The organism is Campylobacter sp. MIT 12-5580, from assembly GCF_005406235.1.
In the GTDB taxonomy this organism is placed as follows: domain Bacteria; phylum Campylobacterota; class Campylobacteria; order Campylobacterales; family Campylobacteraceae; genus Campylobacter_D.
This window is the reverse complement of sequence record NZ_NXLK01000006.1, coordinates 16438-43349: the sequence shown is the minus strand read 5'-3', so window position 1 is coordinate 43349 and position 26912 is coordinate 16438. Positions and strand designations below refer to the sequence as shown.

At 34.2% G+C, this 26912-nt stretch carries 25 protein-coding genes, 1 tRNA gene and 1 other RNA gene; 14 read left to right on the top strand and 13 right to left on the bottom strand.

Features of this window, described 5'->3' with window-relative positions:
- Nucleotides 1-63: 63 nt before the first annotated feature.
- Genes CQA38_RS07000 through CQA38_RS06990 form a run of 3 tightly spaced genes read right to left on the bottom strand, consistent with a single transcriptional unit; the run spans nucleotide 64 to nucleotide 4731 of the window.
- The gene (locus tag CQA38_RS07000) at nucleotides 64-2643 is read right to left on the bottom strand and encodes a CDP-glycerol glycerophosphotransferase family protein (RefSeq protein WP_249355232.1); all 2580 of its coding nucleotides are present in this window, start codon (nucleotides 2641-2643) and stop codon (nucleotides 64-66) included.
- A 2-nt stretch (nucleotides 2644-2645) separates the two neighbouring features.
- Complete coding sequence (locus tag CQA38_RS06995) at nucleotides 2646-4112, bottom strand: galactosyltransferase-related protein (protein WP_137633283.1); 1467 nt, start codon at nucleotides 4110-4112, stop codon at nucleotides 2646-2648.
- A 25-nt stretch (nucleotides 4113-4137) separates the two neighbouring features.
- Entirely contained in the window at nucleotides 4138-4731 is a 594-nt protein-coding gene (locus CQA38_RS06990) for a Crp/Fnr family transcriptional regulator (protein ID WP_137633282.1), read from the bottom strand.
- A gap of 98 nt (nucleotides 4732-4829) precedes the next feature.
- Between CQA38_RS06990 and CQA38_RS06985 the strand changes: the two genes are divergently transcribed.
- Nucleotides 4830-5207, top strand: a complete 378-nt coding sequence (locus CQA38_RS06985) for a group III truncated hemoglobin (RefSeq protein WP_137633281.1) — start codon at nucleotides 4830-4832, stop codon at nucleotides 5205-5207.
- 102 nt (nucleotides 5208-5309) lie between these two features.
- On the opposite strand, the gene CQA38_RS06980 is transcribed toward CQA38_RS06985, so the two are convergent.
- Together CQA38_RS06980 and CQA38_RS06975 are read right to left on the bottom strand one after the other, a co-directional pair.
- Entirely contained in the window at nucleotides 5310-5933 is a 624-nt protein-coding gene (locus CQA38_RS06980) for a trimeric intracellular cation channel family protein (RefSeq protein ID WP_137633280.1), read from the bottom strand.
- A 45-nt stretch (nucleotides 5934-5978) separates the two neighbouring features.
- Nucleotides 5979-6065: transfer RNA gene (locus CQA38_RS06975), tRNA-Leu, on the bottom strand.
- A gap of 150 nt (nucleotides 6066-6215) precedes the next feature.
- On the opposite strand from CQA38_RS06975, the gene flgL reads away from it, so the two are divergent.
- The 5 genes from flgL to CQA38_RS06950 all read left to right on the top strand — a co-directional run bounded on the left by flgL (nucleotide 6216) and on the right by CQA38_RS06950 (nucleotide 11490).
- Nucleotides 6216-8459: a flagellar hook-associated protein FlgL gene (gene flgL, locus CQA38_RS06970; protein WP_137633279.1), complete on the top strand. Its 2244-nt coding sequence runs from the start codon at nucleotides 6216-6218 to the stop codon at nucleotides 8457-8459.
- Nucleotides 8460-8574: 115 nt separating this feature from the next.
- Nucleotides 8575-8955, top strand: a complete 381-nt coding sequence (locus CQA38_RS06965) for a FlaG family protein (protein WP_137633278.1) — start codon at nucleotides 8575-8577, stop codon at nucleotides 8953-8955.
- A 3-nt stretch (nucleotides 8956-8958) separates the two neighbouring features.
- The gene (gene fliD / locus CQA38_RS06960; RefSeq protein WP_137633277.1) at nucleotides 8959-10884 is read left to right on the top strand and encodes a flagellar filament capping protein FliD; all 1926 of its coding nucleotides are present in this window, start codon (nucleotides 8959-8961) and stop codon (nucleotides 10882-10884) included.
- Nucleotides 10885-10901: 17 nt separating this feature from the next.
- Nucleotides 10902-11285: a flagellar export chaperone FliS gene (gene fliS, locus CQA38_RS06955; protein WP_137633276.1), complete on the top strand. Its 384-nt coding sequence runs from the start codon at nucleotides 10902-10904 to the stop codon at nucleotides 11283-11285.
- Nucleotides 11266-11490 (top strand): hypothetical protein, encoded by a 225-nt coding sequence (locus CQA38_RS06950; protein ID WP_137633275.1) that lies wholly within the window; start codon nucleotides 11266-11268, stop codon nucleotides 11488-11490. The genes fliS and CQA38_RS06950 overlap by 20 nt, the downstream gene beginning before the upstream one ends.
- A gap of 302 nt (nucleotides 11491-11792) precedes the next feature.
- Here CQA38_RS06950 and efp read toward each other — a convergent pair whose 3' ends face one another.
- Nucleotides 11793-12362: an elongation factor P gene (efp, locus tag CQA38_RS06945; RefSeq protein WP_137633274.1), complete on the bottom strand. Its 570-nt coding sequence runs from the start codon at nucleotides 12360-12362 to the stop codon at nucleotides 11793-11795.
- 150 nt (nucleotides 12363-12512) lie between these two features.
- Here efp and CQA38_RS06940 point away from each other — a divergent pair, with 150 nt between their 5' ends.
- The gene (locus CQA38_RS06940) at nucleotides 12513-13811 is read left to right on the top strand and encodes a major outer membrane protein (protein ID WP_137633273.1); all 1299 of its coding nucleotides are present in this window, start codon (nucleotides 12513-12515) and stop codon (nucleotides 13809-13811) included.
- 99 nt (nucleotides 13812-13910) lie between these two features.
- On the opposite strand, the gene CQA38_RS06935 is transcribed toward CQA38_RS06940, so the two are convergent.
- Together CQA38_RS06935 and CQA38_RS06930 are read right to left on the bottom strand one after the other, a co-directional pair.
- Entirely contained in the window at nucleotides 13911-14144 is a 234-nt protein-coding gene (locus tag CQA38_RS06935; RefSeq protein ID WP_137633272.1) for a hypothetical protein, read from the bottom strand.
- A gap of 1 nt (nucleotide 14145) precedes the next feature.
- Entirely contained in the window at nucleotides 14146-14400 is a 255-nt protein-coding gene (locus CQA38_RS06930) for a hypothetical protein (protein WP_137633271.1), read from the bottom strand.
- A 153-nt stretch (nucleotides 14401-14553) separates the two neighbouring features.
- Between CQA38_RS06930 and rnpB the strand changes: the two genes are divergently transcribed.
- Nucleotides 14554-14873: RNase P RNA component class A (gene rnpB / locus CQA38_RS06925), an RNA gene on the top strand.
- A 157-nt stretch (nucleotides 14874-15030) separates the two neighbouring features.
- Here the strand turns inward: rnpB and CQA38_RS06920 are convergent.
- Both CQA38_RS06920 and CQA38_RS06915 read right to left on the bottom strand, forming a co-directional pair.
- On the bottom strand, nucleotides 15031-15690 hold the full coding sequence (locus CQA38_RS06920) for a flagellar basal body-associated FliL family protein (RefSeq protein ID WP_137633270.1): 660 nt from the start codon (nucleotides 15688-15690) through the stop codon (nucleotides 15031-15033).
- The gene (locus tag CQA38_RS06915) at nucleotides 15687-17009 is read right to left on the bottom strand and encodes an AAA family ATPase (RefSeq protein ID WP_137633334.1); all 1323 of its coding nucleotides are present in this window, start codon (nucleotides 17007-17009) and stop codon (nucleotides 15687-15689) included. Before CQA38_RS06915 ends, CQA38_RS06920 begins: the two co-directional genes overlap by 4 nt.
- A gap of 46 nt (nucleotides 17010-17055) precedes the next feature.
- Between CQA38_RS06915 and CQA38_RS06910 the strand changes: the two genes are divergently transcribed.
- The 3 genes from CQA38_RS06910 to CQA38_RS06900 all read left to right on the top strand — a co-directional run bounded on the left by CQA38_RS06910 (nucleotide 17056) and on the right by CQA38_RS06900 (nucleotide 20127).
- Nucleotides 17056-18423 (top strand): SH3 domain-containing C40 family peptidase, encoded by a 1368-nt coding sequence (locus tag CQA38_RS06910; protein ID WP_137633269.1) that lies wholly within the window; start codon nucleotides 17056-17058, stop codon nucleotides 18421-18423.
- Complete coding sequence (locus CQA38_RS06905; protein ID WP_137633268.1) at nucleotides 18420-19547, top strand: hypothetical protein; 1128 nt, start codon at nucleotides 18420-18422, stop codon at nucleotides 19545-19547. Before CQA38_RS06910 ends, CQA38_RS06905 begins: the two co-directional genes overlap by 4 nt.
- A 79-nt stretch (nucleotides 19548-19626) precedes the next feature.
- Nucleotides 19627-20127, top strand: coding sequence for a hypothetical protein (locus CQA38_RS06900; RefSeq protein WP_137633267.1), 501 nt, complete (start codon nucleotides 19627-19629; stop codon nucleotides 20125-20127).
- A 1-nt stretch (nucleotide 20128) separates the two neighbouring features.
- Here CQA38_RS06900 and CQA38_RS06895 read toward each other — a convergent pair whose 3' ends face one another.
- Both CQA38_RS06895 and rsmH read right to left on the bottom strand, forming a co-directional pair.
- Complete coding sequence (locus CQA38_RS06895) at nucleotides 20129-21196, bottom strand: hypothetical protein (protein WP_137633266.1); 1068 nt, start codon at nucleotides 21194-21196, stop codon at nucleotides 20129-20131.
- Between the two features lie 8 nt (nucleotides 21197-21204).
- Entirely contained in the window at nucleotides 21205-22122 is a 918-nt protein-coding gene (gene rsmH / locus CQA38_RS06890) for a 16S rRNA (cytosine(1402)-N(4))-methyltransferase RsmH (protein WP_137633333.1), read from the bottom strand.
- Between the two features lie 157 nt (nucleotides 22123-22279).
- Between rsmH and CQA38_RS06885 the strand changes: the two genes are divergently transcribed.
- The 3 genes from CQA38_RS06885 to ftsZ are packed head-to-tail and all read left to right on the top strand — an operon-like array spanning nucleotide 22280 to nucleotide 26282.
- Nucleotides 22280-23764, top strand: coding sequence for a peptidylprolyl isomerase (locus tag CQA38_RS06885; protein WP_137633265.1), 1485 nt, complete (start codon nucleotides 22280-22282; stop codon nucleotides 23762-23764).
- On the top strand, nucleotides 23761-25143 hold the full coding sequence (gene ftsA / locus CQA38_RS06880) for a cell division protein FtsA (RefSeq protein ID WP_137633264.1): 1383 nt from the start codon (nucleotides 23761-23763) through the stop codon (nucleotides 25141-25143). The genes CQA38_RS06885 and ftsA overlap by 4 nt, the downstream gene beginning before the upstream one ends.
- Before the next feature lie 14 nt (nucleotides 25144-25157).
- Nucleotides 25158-26282, top strand: a complete 1125-nt coding sequence (ftsZ, locus tag CQA38_RS06875) for a cell division protein FtsZ (protein ID WP_137633263.1) — start codon at nucleotides 25158-25160, stop codon at nucleotides 26280-26282.
- Between the two features lie 144 nt (nucleotides 26283-26426).
- Here ftsZ and CQA38_RS06870 read toward each other — a convergent pair whose 3' ends face one another.
- Nucleotides 26427-26906 (bottom strand): HIT domain-containing protein, encoded by a 480-nt coding sequence (locus CQA38_RS06870; protein ID WP_137633262.1) that lies wholly within the window; start codon nucleotides 26904-26906, stop codon nucleotides 26427-26429.
- Nucleotides 26907-26912 lie beyond the last annotated feature (6 nt).

Sequence of the window (26912 nt, the reverse complement as noted above, 5' to 3'; positions counted from 1 at the left end):
CCTCTTAGTAGTTTTTTAAGACTAATTTTAGTCTAAATAAGTTAAAAATTCTTTTAAATTTTCTCATTCTTTTTTATCAAGTGTATGAATAGCTTCTAAGATGCGCTTACAATTTTGCGTGTCTTTAAAAGCAAAGGCATGATAAGCATTACTTTTAAAGGGTTCTTGGAGCTTGCATTCATTTTTAAGCAAGTTTTTAAGCTCTTTTAAAAGACTTTCTTTATCCTCGCATACTTCACCAAAGCCATCTTTTCTATAATCAAAATAACCCTTTTGCCAATGCGTCTTAAAAAAATCTTTCTCATCAAATTGATAATAAAGCACCGGCTTTTGCAAATACCCCATCTCAAAAGCCACACTTGAATAATCAGTAATCATCATACTTGAATGCGTAAAAAGTTCTTGCAAAGAAAGGCTTTCATCTTGCACGCACTCTATAAATTCTGGCAAAGCAAAGTCTAAAAGATAAGGCTTTAAATTTGGATGAGGATTAAAAAGCACCTTATAATCAAATGTTTTAACCAAAGTTTCAAACTCTTTACTACACAAAAACTCACTCCAAGCTTTAAAAAACTCACTTTGCTTGAAATTTGAATTTTTCCTTCTTTGCATAAGTTTTTTGCTAAAATCTCCAACAAGCTCACGTCTCCAAGTTGGCATGATGAGGATTTGCTTTGTGTTTAAGACCTTATTTTTAAGCAAAGCATCATGCCTTGCAAGTCCTGTGAGTTTTACTTCTTTGGAACTAAATTTATAATGATTTACTCCCTTTACTATAGAATCATATTCTTTAAAGCTCGCCGTGATAAAAAGATCGATTTTTCTTAAATTTAGCCAAGCAGAAAGATCATCTTTTATAACTCCATGCTGCAAAAAGATAAAATCCTTAGTCAAAAGAGTATTTTTGCCAAAAGCCCCATACAAATACCGATCAAGATGAGAAGAGATAATCTTATCAGCCTTAAATAAAAGATATAAAAAATAAAGCGAGTTCATATCCACAAGCTTAAAGCCTTCTCTTTTGAGCCTCAAAAAATCACTTGATTTTTTACTTAAGACAAAATAGCATTTTTGAGCTAAGTTTTGTTCTTTAACAAAGCGGTATAAGTGTTCAGCATTATCATCAGCTTTTAAAATCATATCCGCAAAAAGCCAGATATGAGCATTTCTTGCCCTCTTTTTTTGCAAAAATTTCATTCTTGTATGCACATTTTCTAAGCTTTGAAGCTTTTTATCCTTAAAATAAAGCTCTATTTTACAAGAGTTTTCAAATGCTTGTAAATTTTTAGCCTGCTTTGGTAATTTAAGCCAAATTCTTTGTTCATAGCAAAATACCCTATTTAAAAAATCATGCTGTATTATCTTTTCATAGCAAGGTTTTAACTCATTTTCATCAAAGAAAAAAGAAAGTTTTTTATCAAAACTGGCACAAAAATAAACAAGTAAAATAAACTCTTTTTTCTCATCAAAATCCATAATAAAAGCTCTTCTAGGCAAGTTTTTTTCCTTCTTAAAGCAAGATAAAATACCAAATTGATAAAAATAACTAAAAGCTTGAAGCTTGAAATTTAAGATATTTTGCCTTTCTATATAGCTAAAATTTTCATCTAAAAGCTCTAAAAATCGCTCTTTTTCCTTTTCATCTAAAAGCTCAAGCATGCTTGGATTAGCAAGTATGTTTTGAATTTTCCAAAAAAGCTCATACAAATTTGTTTTTTGAATAAAATCAAAAAGCTTTTTATGAGTATTAAGAGCATATTTTGCAAGTGCTAAATTGCCCCTGTCACTTACCTTAAGATAAGCATCTTTTGACTTCATACTTAAATCTACGCTTGAATTTTTTGCCCTTCTTTTGCGGTAATAATACCTTGCATTTTTCAAAAAAGCAGTTTTAGAATTTAAATAATGAAGCAAATATTCATTGATGAACTTAGCGTCCTCAAAAGTTGGTTTTAAATCCTCATCAAATTTTACCCCACTTTTAAAAAGCTTTTCAAAAGAAAGCAAAACACTATTACAGCTTAGCTGGATAAAATCATCTAAATTTTCATTTTCTAAAACCCTGCTTGTTTTTTTAAAACGATAGTTTAAGGCATGAGCGTCCTTGTAAAGGACTTTAAAACCTTCTCTATAAAAAATTAAATTTGCACTAAGCATTGAAAAATCTTCATTTTTATGCTTATTTAAAAAACGCTCTACTGCATAGAAAAAATTCCTATCTAAAAAATCATCACTATCACAAAAGCCTATCCAATCAGACTTTAAGCCCTTTTTTTTGATATATTCAAGCCCAAAATTCCTTGCACTTGCCTGCCCACCATTTTCTTTGTATAAATAGATGATATTATGAGGAAATTTTTGCTGGTATGCTTTAATGATCGAGGCTGAGTTATCATTTGAACCATCATCAACCAAGATTAAAATGATATTTCTTTTAAAATCAAGCCTTTGTGTGACAAAAGAATCTAAAAAATCTTTTAAATACATACTTACATTATATACAGCTGAAACGATGATATAACTATGTTTTGCCTTATATTTTTTAGCTAAGAAACGCTTCAAAACATTACTTAGCGGTATTAAAATGGCTCCTTTAAGAAAAAATGGAGCCATTTTTAAGCTTTTTTCACTAATATAAAACATTTTTATTTGTCTTTCTTTGCCAAAACTCTTAGAAAAGGTAATTTAGAATCTTTAAAAAAGTCTTTTGGCGAACACATAAGCTTTCTAAATAGCCTATAAAACTTAGTTTGTGAGAGTTTAGCCTCTAAAAAAGCTGGCAAAAGCTTAAATTTAGTATGCTTAAGCTCATAAATATAAGGCTTAAATATGAGTGATTTTAAAGGATAAAAACTTTTTTTATGAGCTTGAAAATTACTTATTTCTTGAAGTAAATTTTCATTTATAATTTTGCCTTGAAACTCTTTAAAATGCCAAAGCTCAAGTTCATTTTCATCTTTTTGAAACTCGCATACTGCATATTCAAGCCTGTGTTGTTTTATACACTCTAAAAACTGAATTTGAGAAGATAAATAAGACGCATTAAACAAAATCAAAGCAATTTTTTCTTGTTTAAGAAAGCTTAAAAACTCGGCCTCATTTTGAAACTCCTTATATACAAAAGAGCCAAAATACACGCTTGCTATCCTAAAACTTAAAAGCTCCTTACTTAAAACAAGCACCTTTTGATCTTGTGCTTCTTTGCGTTGTAACACCTGAGGTAAGCTTTGTAAAAAACTTTGCTCGTCTTTAAAATACTTTTTTAGCTTTGTAAAAAATAAACGATGATTAGCTTCTTTGTTGCCTAGATAATTGTTTTGATTAGGCTCAATGTGCCAAAAATGATACACAAAAAGCGAATAAAAAGCACTTTCATAGCCAAGTAAAGAAAATAAAGCCCTGAAACCTTTAAATTCATTAAAATGCCAGTTTCTACTATCATAAGCTAAATTTGCTGGCATTTTTTCAAAATGCACGCAAGCTTTTAAAACACGAGCAAATAAATCAAAATCCTCATAGCCATGCCCCACAAAGCCTTCATCATTGCCACCAAGTTCAAGAAATTTATATTTATTTATCACAAAAATACTTGAAGAAGGGCTTAAAAACTTACATATTTTTTGCTCATTAAGCAAATCATTTTGTACTAAAGCATCCCAAGAATTTGGACTTTGACTAAGCAAAAACTCACTTGCTTCTTGTTTAAGATAAATGCAAGGTAAAACAAGCAAAGCATTTGGATTTGTATCAATACCCTTTACACATATAAGTTCAAGGAGTTTTGCAAGACTTTGAGGTGAAATTTCACAATCTACATCTAAAAACATCACCACATTTGCCCTAGCATTGATTACACCTAAATTTCTACATACTCCTAAACTAAAAGCTTGATTTTCTTGCTGTTTTTTTTCTTTCAAGTAAGTATGCTCTGACTTTAAAATATCTTCTTTTACACTCTCATCAAAGCAACTTGAAAAGCCCTCAACAAAGATATACTCCACCTTCTCATCGCTTTTATAAGCACAAGCTTTTTGCAATACTCTTTCTTTGATATAAGCTCGCTCAACACTTAAGCCAAAGGGGATAATAATACTTAGCTTGGGATTTTTCATAGTATTATTGTAACAAAATCTGCCTTTATAAAAGCTTGAAAAGTTCGTTTTTGTTTATGATTTTAATCTTGCCTTTGTGCGTATCGATTAAAGCTTTATTTTTAAGCTCTTTAATCAATCTTGAAAGAGATTCAGCTCTTGAATTGAGCTTTTGTGCGACTTGTTTTTGCGTCAAAGAGCTTAGCTTTGCTTCATTTTCAAGTAAAAAATATAGAAATTTTTGCCTTAAATCAAGACTTTGGGTGCCAAGCTCTTTTTCTAAAATTTGAATCTTTTTAAATAAAGAACTAATAAGCATTAAAGCGATTTTTGAATCCTCTTGACAAAGAGCCTTAAACTGCTTAAAATCAAGTTCTAAAACCTCACTTTCCTTTTCACAAATAGCACTTGCTGGATAGTTTAAGCCCTCAAATGCTGGCATTTCGGCGATAAAAGATATAGGCGTAAAATGATGGATACTTAGTTCCTTTCCTGCAGCCAAAGTCTTATAAACCCTTACTTCTCCGCTTAGCAAGATAAAAAATAATTCTGCTTTTTCACCTTCAAAAAACAAAATATTTCCTTTTTGATATCGCTTTTTTCTCCCTATGCGAAGAAAAAATTCAAGCACATTTTGCATATTTTTCCCTAGTTTTTTTATCTTAATTTTAACACAAATCAATAATTTTTAAAGAAAATTTTCTTATACTTTAGCTTCAAATTTAACAAGGAGAAAAAATGAAACTAGATACTATAAATAAAGAAGGTATCGATCGTTTAATGGAAATTTTTTATGAAAAGATTAGACGCGATAAGGATTTAGGAGCGATTTTTAACGCTAAAGTTGGCACAGATGATGAAGCATGGCAAAACCATAAAGCAAAAATCAGCAATTTCTGGCAGGGTATGCTTTTAGGACAAGGTGATTATAATGGACAGCCTATGAAGGCTCATATTGAGTTACCACCTTTTCCGCGTGAGTTTTTTGATACTTGGTTAAAACTTTTTGAAGAAAGCTTAAATCAAGTTTTTAACGAAGAAATGAGTGCGGTGATCTTGCAAAGAGCGCAAATGATCGCTAGAAATTTTCAAAATGTTTTATATGCTGGGCGTTAAGGCGTATTGAAAACAAAATCGATCTTAAGTTTATACTTTTGCTTTGTGCGAGGTGTAAATTTAAGATTTATATGTTTAAAAGCACAAAAATAAGCAAGTTTTTTACTCTTTATTTTTATACTCATACGAAAACACGGGCAAAGCCCAACCATAACAAATCGCTAAAAGTCTAAAAGCAACGCCAAAAAAAAGAGTGATTAAAGTAGTGCCTAAGCTGTTAAATTTAACAAATTCTATCAAAATATAATACAAAGCCCCAGCACTCATCGAAACAGCAGCATAAAGCTCTTTTTGAAAGACAAGAGGGATTCTCGCACACAATGTATCTCTTAAAATTCCACCAAATACACCAGTGATCACAGCTGCGCTCACAGCGATGATGAAACCATAACCCTCTGCTATAGCTATACTCGCTCCTAAGATACTAAACACCACAAGCCCAACCGCATCAAGAGCTAAAAAGAGCCCCTCAAGGCGAGTGATGAGACGCGGAATTTGAGTTGTGATGAGCGCACAAATACAGATTAAGATCACATATTCAGGATGAGCTACCCAAGTTAAAGGATAGTGTCCTAAAAGTATATCTCTAATGCTTCCTCCACCAATAGCTGTAACCAAAGCGATAAAAATCACACCAAACAAATCCATCTTATGCCGCCCAGCAGCAATCGCTCCTGTCATCGCTTCAGCAGAAATTCCAATGATATAAAGTGTAGTTAAAAGCATAAATTTTCTTAAAAGTGTATTGCAAATTTGCAAAATGTCAGTTCATGGTGCCCAAGGTCGGACTCGAACCGACACAAGGTTGCCCTTACTAGATTTTGAGTCTAGCGCGTCTACCAGTTTCACCACTTGGGCTTATTAAAAAGTGAGATTATACACTATTTAAATTTAAAAAAGACTTTAAAGCTTCAAAAAAAATATTTTTAGCCGATTTAGCCTTAAATTTAAAAAATGGAACTCTTTTTGCTTGCATCAAGTAAAAGAAACCATGATCAAGGACAAACAATGCGAATTACCAATCAGCTCACAAATTACCATTCGATCAGCTCCGTCCAGCAAGCTATGTCAAATTTTTATAAAGTTAGCAACCAAGTCAGCACAGGCTTGCAAATTCAAAACTCCTTTGAATCAGCAAACACCTATATAGATAACACTCGTCTTGAATACGAGCTTAAAACCCTAGAACAAGTCGAAAAGGCTGCCTCACTTGCCAATGAAATGACAAAAAACACAGACAAAGCCTTAGGCGATATCGTTTCGCTTATCGAGCAATTTAAAGTCAAAGTAACTCAAGCAGCAAGCGATAGTCAAACACAAACTTCAAGAGAAGCCATAGCAAAAGAACTTACCCGCATCAAAGAAGAGATTGTAAATATCGCAAATACAAGTGTTAATGGGCAGTTTTTATTCTCAGGATCGCTTAGTGGCACAAAGCCTTTTGATCAATCAGGAAATTATTATGGCGATAATAAATCAATGAATATCGTTACAGGAGACAGCACACAAAGCGCTTACAATGTCTCAGGTTATGATCTTTTTTACAAAGCAGACAATGACTTTAAAAAGCAAATTACCACAAATGTAAGCTTTACAGACAATCGCTATGATTTAAATCAAAACCCAGATAAAACAACTTATCTTGATGGCAATGCTGCGATTAGAAATTTAATAGGACTTGGCTATGTAAGGGAAAACAATCCTCCTCTTGATCCAACAACGGATTTTGAAACAACACCAAAAGACTTTCCACCAACCGCCCTTTATGTACAAGGCACAAGACCAGATGGGACGAGCTTTAAAAGTGCTGTGCTTATGCAGCCAGGCGATACTTTGCAAGGCATGCTTGATAAAATCGGTGCATTGTATGGCAACACCGATACAAATAAAGTCGTTGATATCAGCATTAACAATAGCGGACAAATTCAAATCACAGACTTAAAACAAGGCAACAACACTCTTGATTTTCACGCTGTAGCTTTTACTCCACAGGTTCAAAATTCTACTGAATTAGATCGTATCAATGAGGATTTGCAAGCTCAAGGAAACAGCTTAACAGACTTGACAAATATAGTTATGCAACAAGCCTTAGGAGCAAATGGCGATCTTACTAATCTTACAAGCCCGGTAAATATAGGCATAAACGGAAATAACTACTCTATAAGCTTGCAACAAACTGATTTTATCTTTAGCAAGATGACTGATACGCTTGGCAATGCAACAAATGGGGCAGATTATGATAATGTCTTTTTTGAAACAAGTGGCAACAAGGTTATAGGCAATATCTCACAAATCACAAAAGCAGATGGAGTGTATGCTACAGCTTCAACCAAACTTAGCGAAGTCGCAACAGGAGATTTAGCAAATACTACGCTAAATTTAGTCGTCAATTCAAAAGGCGGAAACACCTATAATGTCACTATTGACTTAGGAAATTCAAGCGTAAGCTATGAAGATCCAGCAAATCCGGGGCAAAATATCACTTTTCCTATCATGCATACTAATCCAGCTACTTCAAATAATGGTGTAGTAACTCCAAGCAATGATATTACTTATAAGCAACTCAATGATGTCATAGGGCTTTTTGCTTCAGATCAAATGCCAACAGCAACCATACCAGTAAATGCAAACCAAGTTACAGCAGCTGATTTTCAAACCTACAATACCGCTTTGCAAAATTCAAAATCAACCGTTGAAGTTAGCCTTGATTATAAAGGACGCATTACGATTACTGATAAGCTTTCAACCGGCACAAACATAGGCGTAGCTATGCACGATAGCCAAAGCACGCAGTTTCCAGCTCCACCGCTTACCACCACAGCTCAAGTAACAGATGGTGCGGCTTTATCCTTTAGTGCAAATAATGCTTTAATCATTGATGAGCCTCATGTTGATCTTATAAAAGACTTAGAACTGATGATTGATTCTGTTTTAGAAGGCAATATGAGAGCTGATTCTGAAGGTAAAGATCCAAGAAATACAGGTATGCAAGGAGCGCTTGAAAGGCTTGATCATTTAGGCGAACATTTAAGAAAACAAAGAACGCAAATCGGTGCAAGTGCAAAAGCTATCGAGGATACTGAATCAAGAGTAAAACTTTTAAAAGTCAATATCCAAAGCGTAAAATCAGAAGTCATTGATACTGATCTTGCTGAAGCGCTTACACAGATGATGCAAACACAGCTTACCTATCAAGCAGCGATGAAAGCTTCAACAACGCTTTCTCAGCTCAGTTTGCTTAATTATATGTAAAAGAGCTTTGCTATAAATTTAAAAAAATGCAAAAAATTTATGAAAAAAGCTTCAAATTTATTTTTTGTAGCCGATATAGTCTTTTAAGGAAAGACTATTTTTAAAAGGACTTAAAATGGAAATAGCAAAGATAAATGGCTCAAACTTGGATTTATCCATGAGTAAGCTTACAACAAGTCAAGCGCAAAATGCTTCGCCAAGGCAAAGTATTCACAATGCTGTGCAAAACACACAACAAAGCAGTGGCGATTCGCAAAACGATCAGCTTGCTAAGGATAAGGATTTAAACCAAATTGCGCAGAATTTAAACGAGCAAATGAAGTCTTTAGATACAAACATTCGTTTTGCATATAGCGATAAGATAGAAGGACTTTATATCAGTGTCACTGAAAAGGACACAGGTAGGGTTATCCGCCAAATTCCTAGCGAAGAGGCGATGAAAATGGCTGAACACTTTAAAAACGCCATAGGCTTAATATTTGATAAGGAGGGTTAAACAATGGCACTAGGTTCTTTAGGAAGCATAGGTATAGCTTCAAGCGTTTTAACAACAGAAACTTTAAATAAACTCAAAGAGGCTGAAGAGGGAAATATCATCAAGCCTTATACCACAAAAATGGAAAAAAACACCGCTAAGCAAACAGCAATTACTGAGCTTAACACCAAACTTTTATCTTTTCAAACTGCTGTTTCTTCACTAGGAGATGCAACAGCTTTTGCCAAAAGAACGGTAAATGCCAGCGTAACAGGTGATAGTGCTGCAGCGAGCTTAAGTGCAAGTAGCGGGGTAAGCACACAAAGTTTGAGTGTAAAAGTTGATCAAATCGCTCAAAAAGATGTGTTTCAAAGCAAAGGCATTACTGCTGATACAGATAGAGTTTTACAAAGCGGACAAAATGCAACAAGCTTTACTATCGTGCAAGGCAATAGCAAATACACTATTAGAGTTGATGCAAATACAACTTATGCGGACTTAGCTGAAAAAATCAACTCAGCAACAAGTGGAAATGTCCAAGCTAAACTTGTAAAAACAGGTGAGGCAAATACACCTTATCGTCTTACTTTATCAAGCAAAGAAACAGGCACAGACAATGCAATCAAGCTCGTTGATGGTGATGGCACACTTGATAAGGCTGGAAATTTTAACTCAACTCAAGCTTCGGCTGATTTGCTTGCTAATCTTGGTTGGGAACTTGATAAAACAACAACTAATGGCAAAGAAGGCTATGCTATAAAAGATCCAAATGGGAAATATCATATCAAAAAAGCTCAAAATGCTGAATTTACACTTGATGGTGTAAAAATGATACGTCAAAGCAATGAGGTTAAAGATATAGGTGCTGGACTTACTTTAACACTTAAAAAGGCGGGTGAGATTAACTTTGATATCAAACAAGACACTGAAGCCTTAACAACTGCTATGGAAGAACTTGTTGAAAAATACAACGATCTTATGACTCAACTTGAAACAGCAACTAAATACGACACTGAAACAGGTGTGGCTGGTGAATTGCAAGGCTTGAGCGTAGTCACAAGCATAAGATCAAATATCGTCAATTCACTCTTTCAAAGCCAAGCTGTAGAAGGAACAGAGCTTGATGAAAATGGAAATTCAAAAGCAACCACCGTTATGATGTCTATGCAAGACTTTGGCTTAACACTTAGTGAATCTGGAACTTTAAGCTTTGATAAAAGTGCTTTTGATGAGAAGGTGGCTGAGGATATTGACTTGGCTGAGAAATTTTTTGCTGGAACAAGTGGCTTTGAAGAGCTCGAAGTTACAGGTTCAGCAACTCAAGCAAAATTTAATGCAGATATAGACTTTACAGGCAAAGAATTTAAAATTACTTTCAATGATAAAACTTATGATTTGTCTAAAAAAGCTGATGGCACAGCTTTTAAGATTACAGGAGCCAATGAGCAAGAAAGAGTGCAAAGCCTTATCGATCATATCAATAGCTTTGGCATAGAAGACTTAAAAGTATCAGTGCAAGAGCTTACTATCGGCAATGCCAACGGACAAGCTGTCAAAGGCTATGCGATCAAATTTAAAAGCGATAATGGCTCGGACTTTGAACTTACTGGTGATAAAGATGTGCTTGAACAAATGGGCTTAGAAGCAACTAAAGTTACACCGCAAATCGAGCAAGGCACAGGCGTTTTTGCTGATCTAAAAAGCGTGCTTGAAGGTGTAACAAGCACAAAAAGTGCAAGCAAAGGCTCTTTGACACTTTATAGCGAACAGCTTACTGCTGAAAACAAAGCGATGCAAGAGTCAAAAGAAAAATCTCAAGCAAGCATAGACGCGCGTTATGAGACTATGGCAGAGCAATGGATACAATATGATAGGATCATTTCCAAGCTTCAATCACAAGGGCAGTATATCACTCAAATGATAAACGCTCAAAACAGCAACAGTCAATAATTTAAGAGGAATAAACAATGAATAGTCTTGCATATAATGCCTACTCTCAAAACCAAGTTGGTATAGAATCACCACAAAAATTGGTTGAAATGCTGTATGAGGGGCTTTTGCGTTTTTGCTCTCGTATCAAAGTTTGTATCAAAAACGAAGATATAGAACAAAGAGTGTATTATGTTAAACGCGCCACAGCGATTTTTATCGAGCTTTTAAATAGTCTTGATTATGAAAAAGGTGGCGATGTGGCATATTACCTTAGTGGGCTTTATACAAGAGAAATTCAACTTCTGGCTTTAGCAAATCTTAAAAATGATGAAGCTAAGGTTGATGAAGTGATTAATGTCGTCAAAGGTTTACTTGAAGCTTGGCGTGAGGTTCATGAAAATGCAAGCGTGGCTCAGTAATTTAAAACTTGCTGTTATAGAAGAAGATATAAGTGCTCTTGAAGATTTGCTTGATAGCTTTGCGCCTCAAAATATGAATACTCAAGAGCTCATAGAAGCAAAGGCTTTGATCGAAGAAGCCTTTGTTCTTATGCAAAACAAAAAAGCCGTCCTTGCAGTAAATATGAAAAAATTTCAAAGAGCAAAAGAATTTCTTAAATCCTAAAAACCCCATATCCTATCATCATAAAGAAAACTTGACTTTTAAAATAAATTTGCATAGAAAAAAACAACAAAACATAAATACACTTCATTTTATCATTATCAGGTTAAAGTCATATTTGCAAGAAACAATAAAAGATTAAGAAATTAAAATCAAAATATAAAAACAAACGATAAAAAATTCTAAAAAGTTCCAAAAAGCTAAATCAAGCCTACTCAGTTTTGTTTTTGTAGGCTTATATATTTATCTTGTTTGCAAGGTTTTTTGTGGTTATAAAATAAAACAAAAAGCTAGATAAAAGAAGCTTATTTGCTTGCTTTTCCTAGATACTCCCCACTTGTAGTATCCACACGCACCACCTCGCCTTCTAAAACATGAAAAGGAATTTGCACCACAGCTCCTGTTTCAAGTGTGGCTGGCTTTTTGTTTGAGCCTTGGGTATCGCCTTTAAAATTCGGGGCAGTTTCTATGATTTTAAGCTCAACAACTTGCGGCACTTCCACGCCTATAGCTTTACCATTGTGAAAGAGTATATCAACCATCATACCATCAAGTAACCATTTTTTAGCATCTGCAACATCTTCATCACTAATACCCACTTGCTCATAAGTTTCAGTATCCATAAATTGGCAATTTTCACCATCATCATACAAATACTGCATTTTTTTATCTTCTAAATTTGGAGCCTCGCATTTATCGCCTGCGTGAAAGGTTTTTTCAAGCACCTTACCATCGATAAAAGACTTGATTTTAATACGCACAAAAGCTGGTCCTTTGCCCGGTTTTACATGTTGATATTCAACGATTTTAAAAGGTATGCCCTCAATTTCTATCTTTAAGCCCTTTTTCAAATCACCCATAGAATAAGTCGCCATTTTCTTTTCCTTGATAAATAAATTAAACTCGTATTCTAGCACAAAAAAAAGTTTTTTTCAATATACAAGTATTTCCAAAATGTTTCTAAGCCTTTATAGAATTGCTCTTAAGTCTTTAAAGACTTATATTAAAACATAAAGGAAAAAACCATGCTAAGATTATCTTTAGTTTTAGTTTTATTTGTTTGTGCTTTTCATCTTCATGCTAAAAGCCTTGAAGAAAGCATTAAAGATGTCGAGCTTAACACTTATCTGCGTTACCGCTATGAGTCAAATTATAAAACAGGAGATTTAACCAAGCTAGATAGCTTGAGTATCAATCCTTTTCCTGCTGGTAAAAGAACGCCAAGCAATTCTCAAAGACATCGTTACTTAGCCTATTTTAATCTAGGCTTTAAACTTGATGAGTATATAAAACTAGGCTCTCAGTTAAGCTATAAGGCTGGAAGAAATGTAAGCGAGCAAAGCTATGGTCCTAATGCAAGCGTAAATACCACAGAAAGTTTTAGCCTAAGACAAGCTTATATGCTTATACAACCAAATGAATATACTCATCTTAGTCTTGGTAGGCAAGTGGTAGGTAATTTTTGGACAAATTCAGCCCAACATGACGGACTTGTTGGCATGGGTGCTAAGTTTTCTTTTGATTTTGAGGGTGTAAATTTAAATGCCTTTGCTTGGGATAGTTTAGATATAAATGATGGAGATACTATACTTGATCGTTATGATTTTGATGAGGCTAGAGTTGAGAACTTTTTTGCAAAAAATTGGTATGGAGCAAGTATGCAAGCTGACTTTTTAAATTTTAAATCCTTGCTTAACTTTTCTTTCTTACAAGATAGAGCCTTACTTTATGCCTTGGATTTAAAATATAAGTTTAATTTTGATAATGACTTAACATACACTATCCACGGACAATTTGCAGGCAATAACATACAAGATTATCTTGAAAGAAGAGCATTTAACAATGCGAGATTTTTTGCTTTGCAAGGCGTGCTTAAGCTGCAAAACTTTGATTTTAGATTTGGCGGGCTTATGTATGGAGATAAAGAAAAAAGAAGCTTTCACAGCATAGAAGATGGAGGTAAGTTTATCTTTGCTGGGGAAGAAGCCCTTTCAAGCATAGGATCTTCTAATTATTCTGCTCATGTGGGAAGAAATTTGTATGGTTTTGCTGTGCTTGGCTATACTTTGGATAAGATGCGTTTTGGTTTTGATTTTGTGCATGGAGGTACTCAAACTTCTAGTAAGCTTTTAGGAGAAATAGCGCGTTTAGGTGGTGGTAAAAAAACTGAATATGTTGCTCGCTTTGGATACAAGCTAAGTAAAAAATTTGATTTTTTGACATATTATTCTTTGGTTCAAGTAAGGGATATTAGCATAGAAAATCAAGCAAAAAGCTCTTATGATAATAAAAAAATACGCTTGCAGCTTCTTTATAGATTCTAATAATCCTAAAGTAATCTCATAGTCTAAGGCAGAAAATTCCTCACAAGACAAACACAATAGATAGCCAAGATATAAATCTTTGCTATCTATATATTAGTTTTATTGGCACAGAAGAAAATAAGTTTCCTTTAGTTCTCTAAGACCTTCTTTACCAGAATACATCTTTCCACCTACAAATACGGAAAGGTAAGACCTTGAACCAGCACTGGTAATATTGCTCTGTAATTCAGTAATACCTCTTCGCATTTCATCACAATTGACTCTAGCCCCAAAACCCGAAGCACTGCTTATGCTCATGGCAACAATGCACAAACTAAAAAGTATCTTTTTCATTTTATTCCTCTCTTAAATCTAAAATTTCTTCATCTGAGTTTATAAACTCATCAACTTTTTTGCTCAACTCCTCTACGCTTTGAAATTGTGGTATATATGCACTCACATAAGGGGTGAAGAAGTTATTATTTTCACTTATAGTGATTACAACTTGTGCCCAATCCGTCTCTGTAGGGTGTGGTGCAACCCTAATCACTCTTACAGAATCTTTGTTAAAATACATACTTTCATTATTGCTAACGATTTTTTTAAGCATTTTAACTCCTTTCATAAAAAATTATGAAAGCAAGAATATCAAAAAAAAAAAAAACGCAAGACCCTAAACCTAAAATTTGGAATTTTTCGACAAAATTAAAACAATTCGCACTTTAGTAAAATTTGTTTTCAATTTCTGCTATAATACAGCTTCAAAGCATAGTAAATGCTCGCTTTTACAAAAAGAGGAAAGTCCGAGCTGCAAAAGACAAACATTGTATCTAACAGATACCAGCAGTAATGCTAGGGAAAGTGCAACAGAAAGCAAACTACCATGAATTTGGTAAAGGTGAAACGGTGGGGTAAGAGCCCACCAGCGAATTTGGTGACATTTTCGGCTTTGTAAACCCAATGTGCAGCAAGAAGGGATGGTTAGAGTCTTTGAGAAAACCCTTCGCTTGATTTTGTTTGTGAAAACAAAACCAGATAAATGAGCATTCACGACAGAACTCGGCTTATCGCTATGCTTTGATTTTACTTAGCTTTATTGCTAGATACTGACTTATTTCATTTTTGGCTTTAAAAGCTTGCTTTTTAAGTTTTGCATTTCTTTTTTAAATTTTTAGCTACAAAATCAAACAAAAAGCATGTATTTTCACCCTACAAAGCCCTTTTACTTTTGAATTTAAACTTAAAAACTTAAATTTGAATCAAGGCTGATATTTTTGTCTTTAAGTTGAAGCATTTTTGGTAAAGCCTCATAACTTGGTAGTTCTAAAGCCTTAGGATCGATACTATCTACACTCAAATTTTGCGTGTCGATATCTGGCACTAAAAGTGAGCTCGGATCGCTTAGAGCTTTAATTTCTGGTATTTTAAGATCATCTGGGACTTTAAGATCAAAAGTGCTGGTATTTTTTTCTTCATCTTTTTTGATGATTTTTTGGGCGATTTCTTTTTGTTCATCGCTTGCTTCAGTATCTTTTAAAAAGCTTTTAAGCTCTTCTATATCAAATTTTTCTATACCTTTTAAGGCTAAGATATACACTCCATCGATCTCAAGCTTGTATTTTTTGTTAATAAAACGTTGCAAAGTCTCTTTAAATCTTAGTTTGCCAAGCTCAGTAAAAAGATCTTCATAAAAAAAGCTTGAAATGATAGTATTGCTCGCATCGATAATCTTGCTTTCATTTTCCTTCACATTTTTGCCCTCAAATTCAAGGCTGATTTGCACCTTTTTAAGTGTGTTTTTGCCTGCCTTGCTATAAATTTCAGTGCGTAAATTTTCTATTTTTAAACTTTGACTGAATACAAACAAAGGCAAAAATAAAAACAAAACTATCTTTTTCATTCCACTTCCTTTTCAAGATCGATAAAATCAGCTTTTTTATAAAAATCAAGAGCATTTTCATCAAGCTTTAAAGCCTTGATAAAATGAGCCTTAAAGTCCTTACCTTCATATACAAGCTTTAAACTTTGTGGCTGGCTTGCTCTTGAAAGCGCTACATAAAGCTGGGCATTTTCAAAAATCCAACCTATATCACACACTAAACGCGCTATACTCATACCCTGAGCCTTATGAATGGTGATAGCATAAGCAAGCTTAATGGGAAACTGACTCACGCTTGCAAGCACCCTACCATCATCACTTAAATCCTCAAGAGTAAAGCTATAGCGATCAAGATAGATTAATTCGCCATTATCCTTTTCAATCTCGATTAAGTCCTTACCCTGCTCATTTACAAAAGCACTGACCTTGCCCTGCTCGCCGTTAAAATACCCTGCTTCGTAATTATTTATGCAAAATACTATTTTTGCTCCCACTTTAAGCTTTAAATTCTCACTCACATTAAGGCTTTTTCGCCATTTTTCAAAACTAAGCTCGTCTAAATTTGCATCATTTTTCACAGCCAAAGCCTTAAATTCAAAAAGTTCGCCTTCAAGTTTGTTTAATTTTTCATTATTGATAAGCTCGGCTTTTTTATTTGTGGAGCAAAGCAAAGTATAATCATCATCTATCCTAGAAAGCTCTTGTTTTGAGATAAGTAAATTTTCAAAATAAGTCAAAAGCTCCTCATTAACCCTACCCTGCCTTAAATTTGAAAGATGATTATAAAAAAGCAGATCATTTGTCCGCTTTGCACTCTTTAAAAAGACATTTTTAAAAGCAAAATCCGCCCAAGAAAGTGAAGAAAAAGCATAATACGCCCCAGAAAAAAGGCTTTTTTCACTGATTTGCTCTTTTTTAAGCACAGGAGGAAGCTGTAAAAAGTCCCCTACAACTAAAACCTTGCCTTGAAACTGACTCGTTCTTAAGCGAAAAGCAAAGAGCTCAAACAGCTCAGCACTCACCATAGAAATTTCATCAATGATGAGCAAATCAAGATTTTTAAGGATTTTTTGAAGCTTGACAAGCTTTTCTTTTTGCTTTTTATCAAGCTTTAAAAGCTCATCTAAGGTATTACAAATTCCTAAAGCAAAGAAGCTGTGTAGAGTAACACCGCTGATATTAAAAGCTGAAATAGCTGTTGAACCAAGTGCAATGACATTTTTGCCACTTAGCCTTAAATCCTTTTTTAAAGCACTTACAAGATGAGACTTACCAACCCCAGCCCCACCGCTTAAAAAAACATTGTCATTTTGTAAAATTTGCTTGAGGTAATTTACCATTTTCATTTTATAATTATAGCTATTTTTATGAATTTAAGGTTAAATAATGCGTTTTTTTCTTATATTTTTCTTGTGTTTTTTTCTTGCGTGTAGTAGCAAAAACAAAAATTTTCAAAACCCTAGCATAAAAAATACCCAAAACCTTGAAGCACAATTTTACGCAAGTTTAGAGCTTAAGCAAAACATAAGTGAGTTAAGTGAGCTAAAACAAAGCAAAAAAAACTCTGCAAAAGCCTATAAAGACAAGTTTTTTTATGCTTGGCATATACAACCTAAGATAAAAAATACCCAAGATATATTTTGGTCTTTTCAAATTTATCTTAATCCAAATAAAAATTATTATTTTTTCAACAAAAAGCCTATAGATAAAGCGTATTTTAAGGCTTTGATAGATAATGCTAACACAAAAGATTTTTTAAAACTTAAGAAAAAAGCTCTTGTCATAGAAAATAGCTTTTTAAGAAATATCCCCACTCAAACAGCTATTTTGCAAAATCCTTTTAAAAACAGCGAGGGTGTGCCATTTGACTACTCGCTTGATAGCGTTTTAAATGTGGGCTCACCTGTGCTGATCTCTCACTACAGCAAAGACAAACGTTATGCTTTTGTTTTAGCAGAAAGTGGTTGGGGCTTTGTTGAGGCTAAGAATTTAACGCTTTTTGATGAAAGAAGAGCTAGAACTTATGAAAATTTAAACTTCCTTACGCCTATAAAAGAGCGAGTAAGTGTGTATGATGAAAAGGGTAAATTTGCTTTTGAAGCAAGGATAGGAGCGATTTATCCGTATTATGCTGAAGAAAAGGGGTATTTTTTAAGTAAGATTGGGGATAAAAAAGTAAAGCTTAGCAAAAAGCATTTTAGCCCTTTTCCTTTGCGTTTTAATGATACAAATGTCAAAACTTTATTAGCTCAGCTTTTAAGTCGTCCCTATGGTTGGGGTGGGTATGATTTTGAGAGAGATTGTTCTTTGTTTGTAAGAGATTTTTTTGCAAGTTTTGGCGTGCATTTACCACGAAATTCAAGAGCACAAAGCAAGGCTTTAAAAAACTTTGATGTAAGCTTTTTAAATAACAGACAAAAACAAGACTTTATCACAAAATTTGCTAAGCCTTATGAAAGCTTGCTCGGTATGAAAGGGCATATCATGCTTTATGTAGGAAAGGTGCAAGATGAAAATGCGGCAATTCACGCTGTTTGGGGGCTAAGAACCCAAGATGATGGCAGGCTTTTAATCGCTCAAACTGCCTTAACTTCACTTGATATAGGCAAAAATGATGATAGGATAAAGGCTGAGGATTTACTCCTTTCTAAGATCGATTTGATAAGTTTTATAAGTTTAAGTGAAGCTCAGAGCAAGCAAATCAAGGAGTATTTAAATCAAATTGAGCAAAAAACAAATCAAGGAAAAAAATGAAAAGACTAAGCATTATTTTACTTTTGTTGTTTCATCTTACTTTTGCACAGGATGAAACTAAGGATTTTGAGAGTTTTGAGCCTGCTTTTAGCATATATTTTTTCACGCTCAAAGGAAAGCTTGATTCAAAATACCCTATCACGATAAAGCTTGTAACTAACATTGTAGAAGATGAAAATCACGCAGTTAATGTGAAGGGTGTGTATTTGTATGATAAATTTCAAAAAAATATCCCCATATATGGCGAGCTGAAACAAGAAAGCCTTGAGCTTTTTACACAAACTGAAGATGAAAGTTTTATTTTTAAGCTCACGCAAAATGATTTGGAAAAAATTTTAGATGATAAAAAACAGCCCTTAAATATCACAGGAGAGTGGAAAAGCACACCAAAAGGCAAACAAAGCAAAGCTTTACGAGTGGTTTTGAGTGAGGTTGATTTATTAGAGGGTAAAATTTCTCGTCTTGATGCATACTCAATGAAAGCGCGAAAAAGCTATGAGCCTACGCAGGAGCAAAAAGAGTGGCTTGAGTATTCTAATGAAAAACTAGTTACTTATTATTACGAAGATAACGCATTTTTTATCAAGCCTGCAAACATTGGGATTCTTGAATTAGAAGCTAAAAATATGAGTTTTGAGGAGTTTGAAAAAGCCGCTAGAGAACAAATGCAAGGATATGTCTCAAATGACTTTGCAGGCGGGAGTTATGAAGCATTTACTGGAGCACGTGCTGATACAAAAGCAATAAGTTTTGGAGGTTCAGGGGAGTATTTTTACAGAAGCACACCGCATCCAAATACTATATATTCCCACGCTGTTTTTTCGATTAAAGATTTAGCCTTTGTTGATACAAGCCCTTCAGCTTTTGTGAATGTGAATAAAAAATTTATTAATGCCTTTCAAAAAGAACTTGTTAAAGCATGGGAAGGCGATGATGATGAAGTGCCAAATGTAGAAAACTATATAGAACGCATGACTTTTAATGTGGGCGATAAGGATGATGAGAATATATTGGTGCATTTTGGATTTGAACATGCTATCCGAAATCGAGATGATATTTTAATCCCAAAGGCTAACATCAAACCCTTTGTCAAAAAATCAAGCTTTTTTTATGAGTATTTTTAGATATCAAGAAGATTAAAAATTTAAATGAGCTTAAACAAATTTATGTTAAGATAAGTCTAGAAATTTTTCAAGGAAAAAAATGCAAAAAATCAAAGAATGGATTTTAAAAAAACTTTTTAAGGTGTCAAATCAGCCTGTAAATTTGCTTGATTTGCTTGAAGCAAATGCTTTATATAATGAAAAAATGTCTATTGATCCAGCAAAACTTCATTTTAAATTTCAAGAATTTAACGCTTATTTAATCTTTGCTGTGCTGTGTGCAATCGTGCTTGTGCCACTCATACTCTTAACGCATTCTGGTTTTCAAATCGTTGATTTTCATTTTAGCATTATCAGTGCCATTGGTGTTACAGCCGCCATTTTTATCTTTTTTGATATGTTTAAAATTTACACACGAAAAAGTATGACAAAAAAACTCATTAAAAAGGCTTGGGACGAGTATTTTCCTTGCTTTGAATATGAAAGATATTCAAAACTTCTTGAGGAAATTTATCACAAACTCCCAAAACATATGATCTCAAAACCAAATTTAGAAAGCTATGTTTTAGAACAAATCATACAAAATGAACAAAAAGAATAAATCACTCTAAATAATCTAAAATTTGATTTTGAAAACGCATATTTTCAAGCCCTCTTCTAAGCTCTTTATTTTCCTCATTTAAAACACTTTCTTGGTTACGCAAAGTGCCTATTTCTCTACTTAAATAATAAATATTATTTCGTATATAAATTTGTGGGATAAACACCACACAAGCAAAAAAGATCAACAAAAAAGCAAATAAAAGCTGATTGAAATTTAGGTTTTTTTCTTCTTGGGTAGCCTCTTTAAATCCCTCAAGAAGCGTATTTTTAGTGTGTGAGCTGTTTTCTTGCTCAAGTGGTGAAAAGCTATGTGTGTTTTTGACTTGTTCTAAACTCTGATCGTTTACATTCATATGCGTTTGTTTTAAATTAAGTGCTTGACTTGAATCCTTTGCTTGCTTTAAAGAATCTTGAGCTTGCAAATTTGTTTGATTTTTTTCATCATTTGGAAGTTTTGCTTGTTGTAAATTTAAGTTTTTTTGCGAGTTTTTTTGCGTTTGCGAGTTTAAAATTATGCTTTCTTTATGTTGTGTCTGTGAGTTTAAATTTGTGAGTTTTTCTCTTTTGCTTGGTGTTTGTGGGGTATTTATGTGCTGGGTATGAATTTGCTTTGTAGTGGTTTGCTGAATGCTTGTTTTTGCTTTTTTATCACCAAAAAAATTTATACCTTGTAAAAGCTTGCTTTTTTCTTTTTTGCTCTGTTTTTGAGCGCTTTGCTTGTCTAAATTTACTTTTTTATTTTCACTTGTTTGCTTGATATTTTTGTTCTTTTTTTGTTTGAGCTTGGCTAAAAATGCAAAGCCAAATTTCTTTTTTTCTTCAAGCTTGACATTGATTAAATCCTCTTTAAGATAGATATTACCTTTTGTTTTTGGCTCTAAAAAATCCTGATCAAAAAAATCAAAGCTTTGTTTTTTGTTTTTATTTAATCTGCGTTTGAGTATATCATCATCTGGTGGTATTTGTTCAGCTTCAGCCCTTACCCTGCCCTCTTTTACAGCTCTTGAATATCGAAGCATTTTTTCGCGTATATTTTGACGTTCTTTTAAAAAATCATCATCTAGCATTTTTCACCTTAATTAAAATAAAAAGATCTCATTTTAGCACAACTTGAACGAGAATTTGATCTTTTTTCAGCCTCGCTTGCCACAATAGGTTTTTTACTCAACACTCTACCTAAGCTATGATTTGCCCCACACTCGCATTTTAAAGCCTTTTCATCGCAAATACACGCACGAGCAAAATCTTTAAAAGCATTTTTCACCAAAGCATCTTCTAAAGAATGAAAGCTGATAACAGCCAGCGTGCAGTTTTTAAGCACTTTGCAAGTATGCAAAAACTGCTTTAATGCTTCTAACTCGCCATTAACCTCAATGCGAATGGCTTGAAAAGCAAGCACAGCTTTTGATACTCTTCTGCCATTCACGCTTTGTGTGCCGATGATTTGGGCAAGTTCTTTAGCTGAGCTTATAGGCTTTTTTGCTCTTTGTATGCAAATTTTTTCAGCCAAAACTCTTGCATCTTTAAGCTCTGCAAATTCTTTAAAAATATGCTCTAGTTGAGCTGGTGTATATGAATTTACAAGCTCATATGCACTCAAACTTTGCTCTTGATTCATACGCATATCAAGATAGTTTGAATGCACGCTAAAACCTCTTTCATCTTTATCTAAATGCAAAGATGAAACCCCTATATCAGCAAGCACGCCCCTTACTTGCATAAGCTCATCACAAGAAAGTCTGCCTAAAATTTCTTTAAAATCACTTTTAATCAAACGCACTCTTGAGCCAAATTCTTGTAAATTTTGCCTTGAAAAACTCAATGCCTCATCATCTTTATCACAAGCGATTAATCTTAGTTTTTCATGGGCTTTTAAAATGGCTTTACTATGTCCGCTAAACCCCAAAGTGCAGTCTAAAAATATCCCATCATCAAGCCCTTCAAACACCTTTAAAACTTCAGTTTGCAAAACGGGGGTATGGATAGCTTGCAATTTTAAACCTCTATTATCTTTATTTTTTGTAATGATAGCAAAACAAAGATAAAATGCGCACATAAATATCTTGAAAATTTACAATTTTTAAACTCAAATTAAACACTTATAGGGTAGAATAAGGCTTTATTTTACACAAATTTTTTAGGAATAATAAATGATTACTTGGATGCAAAGACATAAAAAATGGCTTGTTATTACGATGTGGATAAGTGCGATTGCTTTTGTTGGAGCAGGTGCGGTAAGCTGGGGAAGCGTGGATTTAAATTTTAACCGAAATACTTCTGTAGCAAAAGTTGGCGATGAAAAAATAAGCTTTGTTGAGTTTAATCAAAGATTTAACCGAATTTTTGCTTATTTTAACCAAATCAGCAATGGCACACTCACAGAAGCTAAAGCAAAAGAACAAGGTCTTGATACGCTAGCTTTGCAAAGCCTCGTTGAGGATAAACTGCTCGTTTCTTTTGCAAAAACGCTCGGCTTAAGTGTGAGCGAGGATGAAATTTTAAATCTTTTAATCTCTGATGAAAACTTTTGGGATAGCAATAAAGGCTTTGATAAAAATATATATTATAGCATACTCGCGCAAAATGATATCAAAGCAAGCCAATACGAAGATATGCTCGCAAGCGATATTTTACTTCGCAAACTTAGCGTGCTTTTTAATCTGCCCGTGAAAGAAGAAGAACTAAAGATGCTTGCTTCAAATTATTTTATGCAAGATGTTTTAAGCATAGAACCTTTTAAAGCCAAAAATGTTAAAATCGATATCAATGAAACCAAGCTTGAAGCACTTTGGCAAGGGATAAAAGAGGACTTTAAAACTGAAAAAAGGTATTTTATCTCAAACTATTTTATCCCTTTAGAAAAACACGAATTTAGCGAGGCTGAGTTGCAAGCATACTATGACAAAAATAAGCAAAATTATACTGATTTTAGTGGCAAAATTTTAAGTTTTCAAGAAGCCAAAGAAGAGCTCAAAAAAGACTTGGGACTTGATAAACTCAAAGATGAAGCTAATCAAAAATACCTTGCCCTAAATAAAAAAGAACTTGACTTTCAAAAAGAACTTATCCTTAGTCAAACAGATATTTACTATCCTTTAGAATTGCTTGAAAAAACAAATGCTGGTGGCGTGCTTAAGCCTTTTAAATTTGAAGATGGCTATATGATAGTAAGATTAAACGCTTATGAGGGCGTGCGAACAAAAAGTTTTGAAGAGGCAAGGGAACAAGTTTTGCCGATCTATGAAGAGCAAGAAAGAAAAGCAGAGCTTGAAAAACAAGCCAAGGAAGCTTTAAATAATTTTAAAGGTAAAAACATAGGCTCAGTAAGTAGAGACTCTTTAAGAAATCCTGAACGCGTCGATGAAGAAGTGATGAATGATGCTGAATTTAGCCTTTTTTTAATGAATGTGTTTAATTCAGATCAAAACAAGTCCTTTGTCTTACTTGATGATAAGGCAATTTTATATGAGATTAAAGCACAAAATTTGCTTAATAACTCAAAACTTAACGAATACAAAACAACCTTAGAACAAGAAGCTAAAAATGCCAAAGCAAGTGAGTTAAGACAAGAGTTGCTTACAGAACTTCGCAAAAGATACGCAGTAGAAATTTATTATAAAGGGAATATAAATTGAATATTTTAGGAATTGATCTAGGCTCAACGCAAACTTGTGCGATACTAGCACAAAAAGATGAAGAGGGACTTAAGATAATAGGTTTTGGAAAAGCTAAAACTCAAGGTGTAAAAAAAGGTGCGATCACCAACATAGAGCTTTCTTCAAAGTCCATAGAACAAGCCGTTAGAAATGCTCAAATGATGAGTGGGGTGCATTATGATAAGGTTGTGGTTTCTATATCTGGTTCTTATGCTAAAAGTGTTGATAGCATAGGCGTTGCAAATATACCAGATCATGAGATCAGTATAAAAGAAATTCACCGAGCCGTAAGCACTGCAAAACTTACTGCAAATATCCCAAGTGGCTATGAAATCATTCATGTTTTGCCTTATAATTTTAAAGTTGATGATTTAGAACATGTTGATGATCCCTTAGGAATGAGTGGCAATCGCTTAGAAGTGGCTACTCATATCATCATTTCACAAGAAGCGCATATCAAAAACCTCAAAAAAGCCGTTGAGCTAGCTGATCTAAGAGTGGATAACTTCGTGCTTTCAGGCTATGCTTCAGCTATTGCTTGTCTTGATGAAAGTGAAAAAGAACTTGGGGCTGTGCTTGTGGATATGGGCGGGGCAATTTGTGATATAGTCGTTCATATGGGCAACTCAGTGCGGGCAAATGAATGCTTACCTATAGGATCAAATAATATCACTCAAGACTTATCCATCGCCTTGCATACACCTTTAAAAGAGGCTGAAAAGATCAAGCTTAATTACGCAAATCTTTCCAATCAGCCAAATACCCTGATACAAGTGCCTTCTATGGGTGATGAAAAAAAAGTGAATGAATACAAGCTTGAAGTTATTTCAAATGTCATTTACGCAAGAGCTGAAGAAACTTTGATGATCTTAGCAAAAATGTTAAGTGAAAATCCTTACGCAAACAGCTCTGGTGCAGGCATAGTGCTTACCGGAGGTATGACAAAGCTGGCAAGTATCGATGAACTAACTTCTGCAATGTTTGATAATAAATCCGTGCGTGTAGCAAGTGCGAGAAAAGATCTTATTTCTGGTTTTGCTGAAATTTTTTCAGATCCTGAAAATACTTGTGCTATAGGACTTTGTTTATATGGGGCTGGGTATTTTACACCTTATGAGCTTGATTCAAATCAAAAGCTCCGCTACAAAGGCGAACTTGAGCTTTATAACGCACCAATCAAGCAAGAGCTTGTTTTAGTCGAAGAAGATGATGAAAGAAAAAGCGAATTTGTAGATGAAAATTTACAAGAAAATGATACAATAGCGATTAAAGACCATTTGGATTTAAGAACAACAAAAGGCAAAAAAACCGATGGTGTATTGTCTCGTTTGTGGGATAAATTAACAAACCAATTTTAATTGAGGAGCGGATTATGAGTGAATTTACGGTTGAAGAAATGCAGCACGCAAAGGGTGCAAAGATTAAGATTATAGGCTGCGGTGGTGGCGGTGGCAATATGATCAACCACATGATGAATATGGGCTTAAATAATCTTGATCTTATCGTAGCGAATACAGACGGACAAGCACTTACCAAATCTTTAGCCAAAACTAAAATTCAACTTGGAGAAAAAACCACAAGAGGACTCGGAGCTGGTGGCGATCCAGATGTGGGAGCTGAAAGCGCAAAAGAAAACTTCGAAGAGATTAAAGCCGCTCTTGATCAAAGTGATATTGTCTTTATAGCTTCTGGTTTTGGCGGTGGCACAGGCACTGGAGCTACTCCTATCGTGGCTAGAGCCGCTAAAGAAGTAGGTGCTTTAACCGTTTCTGTTATCACTATGCCTTTTGCTTTTGAAGGGGCAAAAAAGAAAAAATTTGCTGAAATGGGCTTAGCAGAACTCAAAAAGGAAAGTGATTCTATACTTGTTATTCAAAATGAAAAAGTCAAAAATCTCATCGATAAAAAAGCCTCAGCAAGGGAAGTATATGCATTAATCGATGATGTTTTAGCTCGTGCGGTTAAAGGCATGGTATCAATCTTGCTTGATAATGGACGTGTGAATGTTGATTTTGCTGATATTAAAACCATAATGAGCCATAGAGGCTTAGCCTTGATGGGCATGGGCTCTGCACAGGGTGAAAATGCGGCTATGGAAGCTCTTGCAAACGCTCTTGAATCCCCTTTACTTGATGGGCTTAATGTCAAAAATGCTAAAGGACTTATCTTAAATTTAAAACACCACCCAAATTTTTCTTTCTGGCAAATAGAAAGTGCAGCTCAAAGCTTAGCAGAATCACTTGGTAGTGATGTAAGCTACAAATATGGTGATTATGAAGATGAAAGTATGGAAGAAGATATGGTTGAAGTAACTATCATCGCCACTGGCTTTGAATACCAAGATCAGCATGGGAAAATAGACCCTGCCACAACAAGCAAAGATAACGAGAGTAAAAAAACTCCTTATGTTGGGCTCGGTATGACAGGAACTTTTAATAATGATGAAATCATTACTCACTTAGAAGTGCCAACTTGGATTCGCAAACAAATGGATTAAGATACAAAGCAAACCTCTTTAGGCTTGCTTTGCTGTGTCCTACTTTCTTGCATATACAAAAAATTCAAGAAAATTTTAAGCTAGCTTTTTTTACATTAGTTAAAAAACACAAAAATTTTATTTTACAAAAAACTAAAAGACTAATCAGCTTGAAAATGCCTCGCAAAGCTTAAGATACACTTCTTTTAAGTCCCTACTGCAAACCCTTGTTTGTCCTATGGTTGTGATGAAATTTGTGTCACCATTCCACCTTGGCACAAGATGGTAATGACAATGCATGCTTATGCCAGCTCCTGCTTGCTCGCCTAAGTTCATACCTATATTTACACCTTTTGCATGAAAACTTTCTTTTAGAATTTTCACCCCCTCACGCACTTTTTCACTCATCTCCTGCCAAATTTCAAGCTCTAAATTTTCGATATTTTCTTCGTGCATATAAGGGATAATCATAAAATGCCCGGGCGAATACGGATATAAATTCATCACGCCAAAACAATACTTCGCCCTAAAAAATACACCTAATTCCTCATCGCTTCTAAGCTTTTTACTCGCCGCACAAAAAGGACAAATACTCCTGTCTTCCTCAAAATACTGCTGTCTCCAAGGTGCATATAAGTGCTGCATTTTCAC

Bases quoted from the DNA above. Each gene is read 5' to 3' on its own strand.
- CQA38_RS07000 (WP_249355232.1), bottom strand. From the start codon at position 2,643: ATGTTTTATATTAGTGAAAAAAGCTTAAAAATGGCTCCATTTTTTCTT.
- CQA38_RS06995 (WP_137633283.1), bottom strand. From the start codon at position 4,112: ATGAAAAATCCCAAGCTAAGTATTATTATCCCCTTTGGCTTAAGTGTT.
- CQA38_RS06990 (WP_137633282.1), bottom strand. From the start codon at position 4,731: ATGCAAAATGTGCTTGAATTTTTTCTTCGCATAGGGAGAAAAAAGCGA.
- CQA38_RS06985 (WP_137633281.1), top strand. From the start codon at position 4,830: ATGAAACTAGATACTATAAATAAAGAAGGTATCGATCGTTTAATGGAA.
- CQA38_RS06980 (WP_137633280.1), bottom strand. From the start codon at position 5,933: ATGCTTTTAACTACACTTTATATCATTGGAATTTCTGCTGAAGCGATG.
- flgL (WP_137633279.1), top strand. From the start codon at position 6,216: ATGCGAATTACCAATCAGCTCACAAATTACCATTCGATCAGCTCCGTC.
- CQA38_RS06965 (WP_137633278.1), top strand. From the start codon at position 8,575: ATGGAAATAGCAAAGATAAATGGCTCAAACTTGGATTTATCCATGAGT.
- fliD (WP_137633277.1), top strand. From the start codon at position 8,959: ATGGCACTAGGTTCTTTAGGAAGCATAGGTATAGCTTCAAGCGTTTTA.
- fliS (WP_137633276.1), top strand. From the start codon at position 10,902: ATGAATAGTCTTGCATATAATGCCTACTCTCAAAACCAAGTTGGTATA.
- CQA38_RS06950 (WP_137633275.1), top strand. From the start codon at position 11,266: ATGCAAGCGTGGCTCAGTAATTTAAAACTTGCTGTTATAGAAGAAGAT.
- efp (WP_137633274.1), bottom strand. From the start codon at position 12,362: ATGGCGACTTATTCTATGGGTGATTTGAAAAAGGGCTTAAAGATAGAA.
- CQA38_RS06940 (WP_137633273.1), top strand. From the start codon at position 12,513: ATGCTAAGATTATCTTTAGTTTTAGTTTTATTTGTTTGTGCTTTTCAT.
- CQA38_RS06935 (WP_137633272.1), bottom strand. From the start codon at position 14,144: ATGAAAAAGATACTTTTTAGTTTGTGCATTGTTGCCATGAGCATAAGC.
- CQA38_RS06930 (WP_137633271.1), bottom strand. From the start codon at position 14,400: ATGCTTAAAAAAATCGTTAGCAATAATGAAAGTATGTATTTTAACAAA.
- CQA38_RS06920 (WP_137633270.1), bottom strand. From the start codon at position 15,690: ATGAAAAAGATAGTTTTGTTTTTATTTTTGCCTTTGTTTGTATTCAGT.
- CQA38_RS06915 (WP_137633334.1), bottom strand. From the start codon at position 17,009: ATGGTAAATTACCTCAAGCAAATTTTACAAAATGACAATGTTTTTTTA.
- CQA38_RS06910 (WP_137633269.1), top strand. From the start codon at position 17,056: ATGCGTTTTTTTCTTATATTTTTCTTGTGTTTTTTTCTTGCGTGTAGT.
- CQA38_RS06905 (WP_137633268.1), top strand. From the start codon at position 18,420: ATGAAAAGACTAAGCATTATTTTACTTTTGTTGTTTCATCTTACTTTT.
- CQA38_RS06900 (WP_137633267.1), top strand. From the start codon at position 19,627: ATGCAAAAAATCAAAGAATGGATTTTAAAAAAACTTTTTAAGGTGTCA.
- CQA38_RS06895 (WP_137633266.1), bottom strand. From the start codon at position 21,196: ATGCTAGATGATGATTTTTTAAAAGAACGTCAAAATATACGCGAAAAA.
- CQA38_RS06885 (WP_137633265.1), top strand. From the start codon at position 22,280: ATGATTACTTGGATGCAAAGACATAAAAAATGGCTTGTTATTACGATG.
- ftsZ (WP_137633263.1), top strand. From the start codon at position 25,158: ATGAGTGAATTTACGGTTGAAGAAATGCAGCACGCAAAGGGTGCAAAG.
- CQA38_RS06870 (WP_137633262.1), bottom strand. From the start codon at position 26,906: ATGCAGCACTTATATGCACCTTGGAGACAGCAGTATTTTGAGGAAGAC.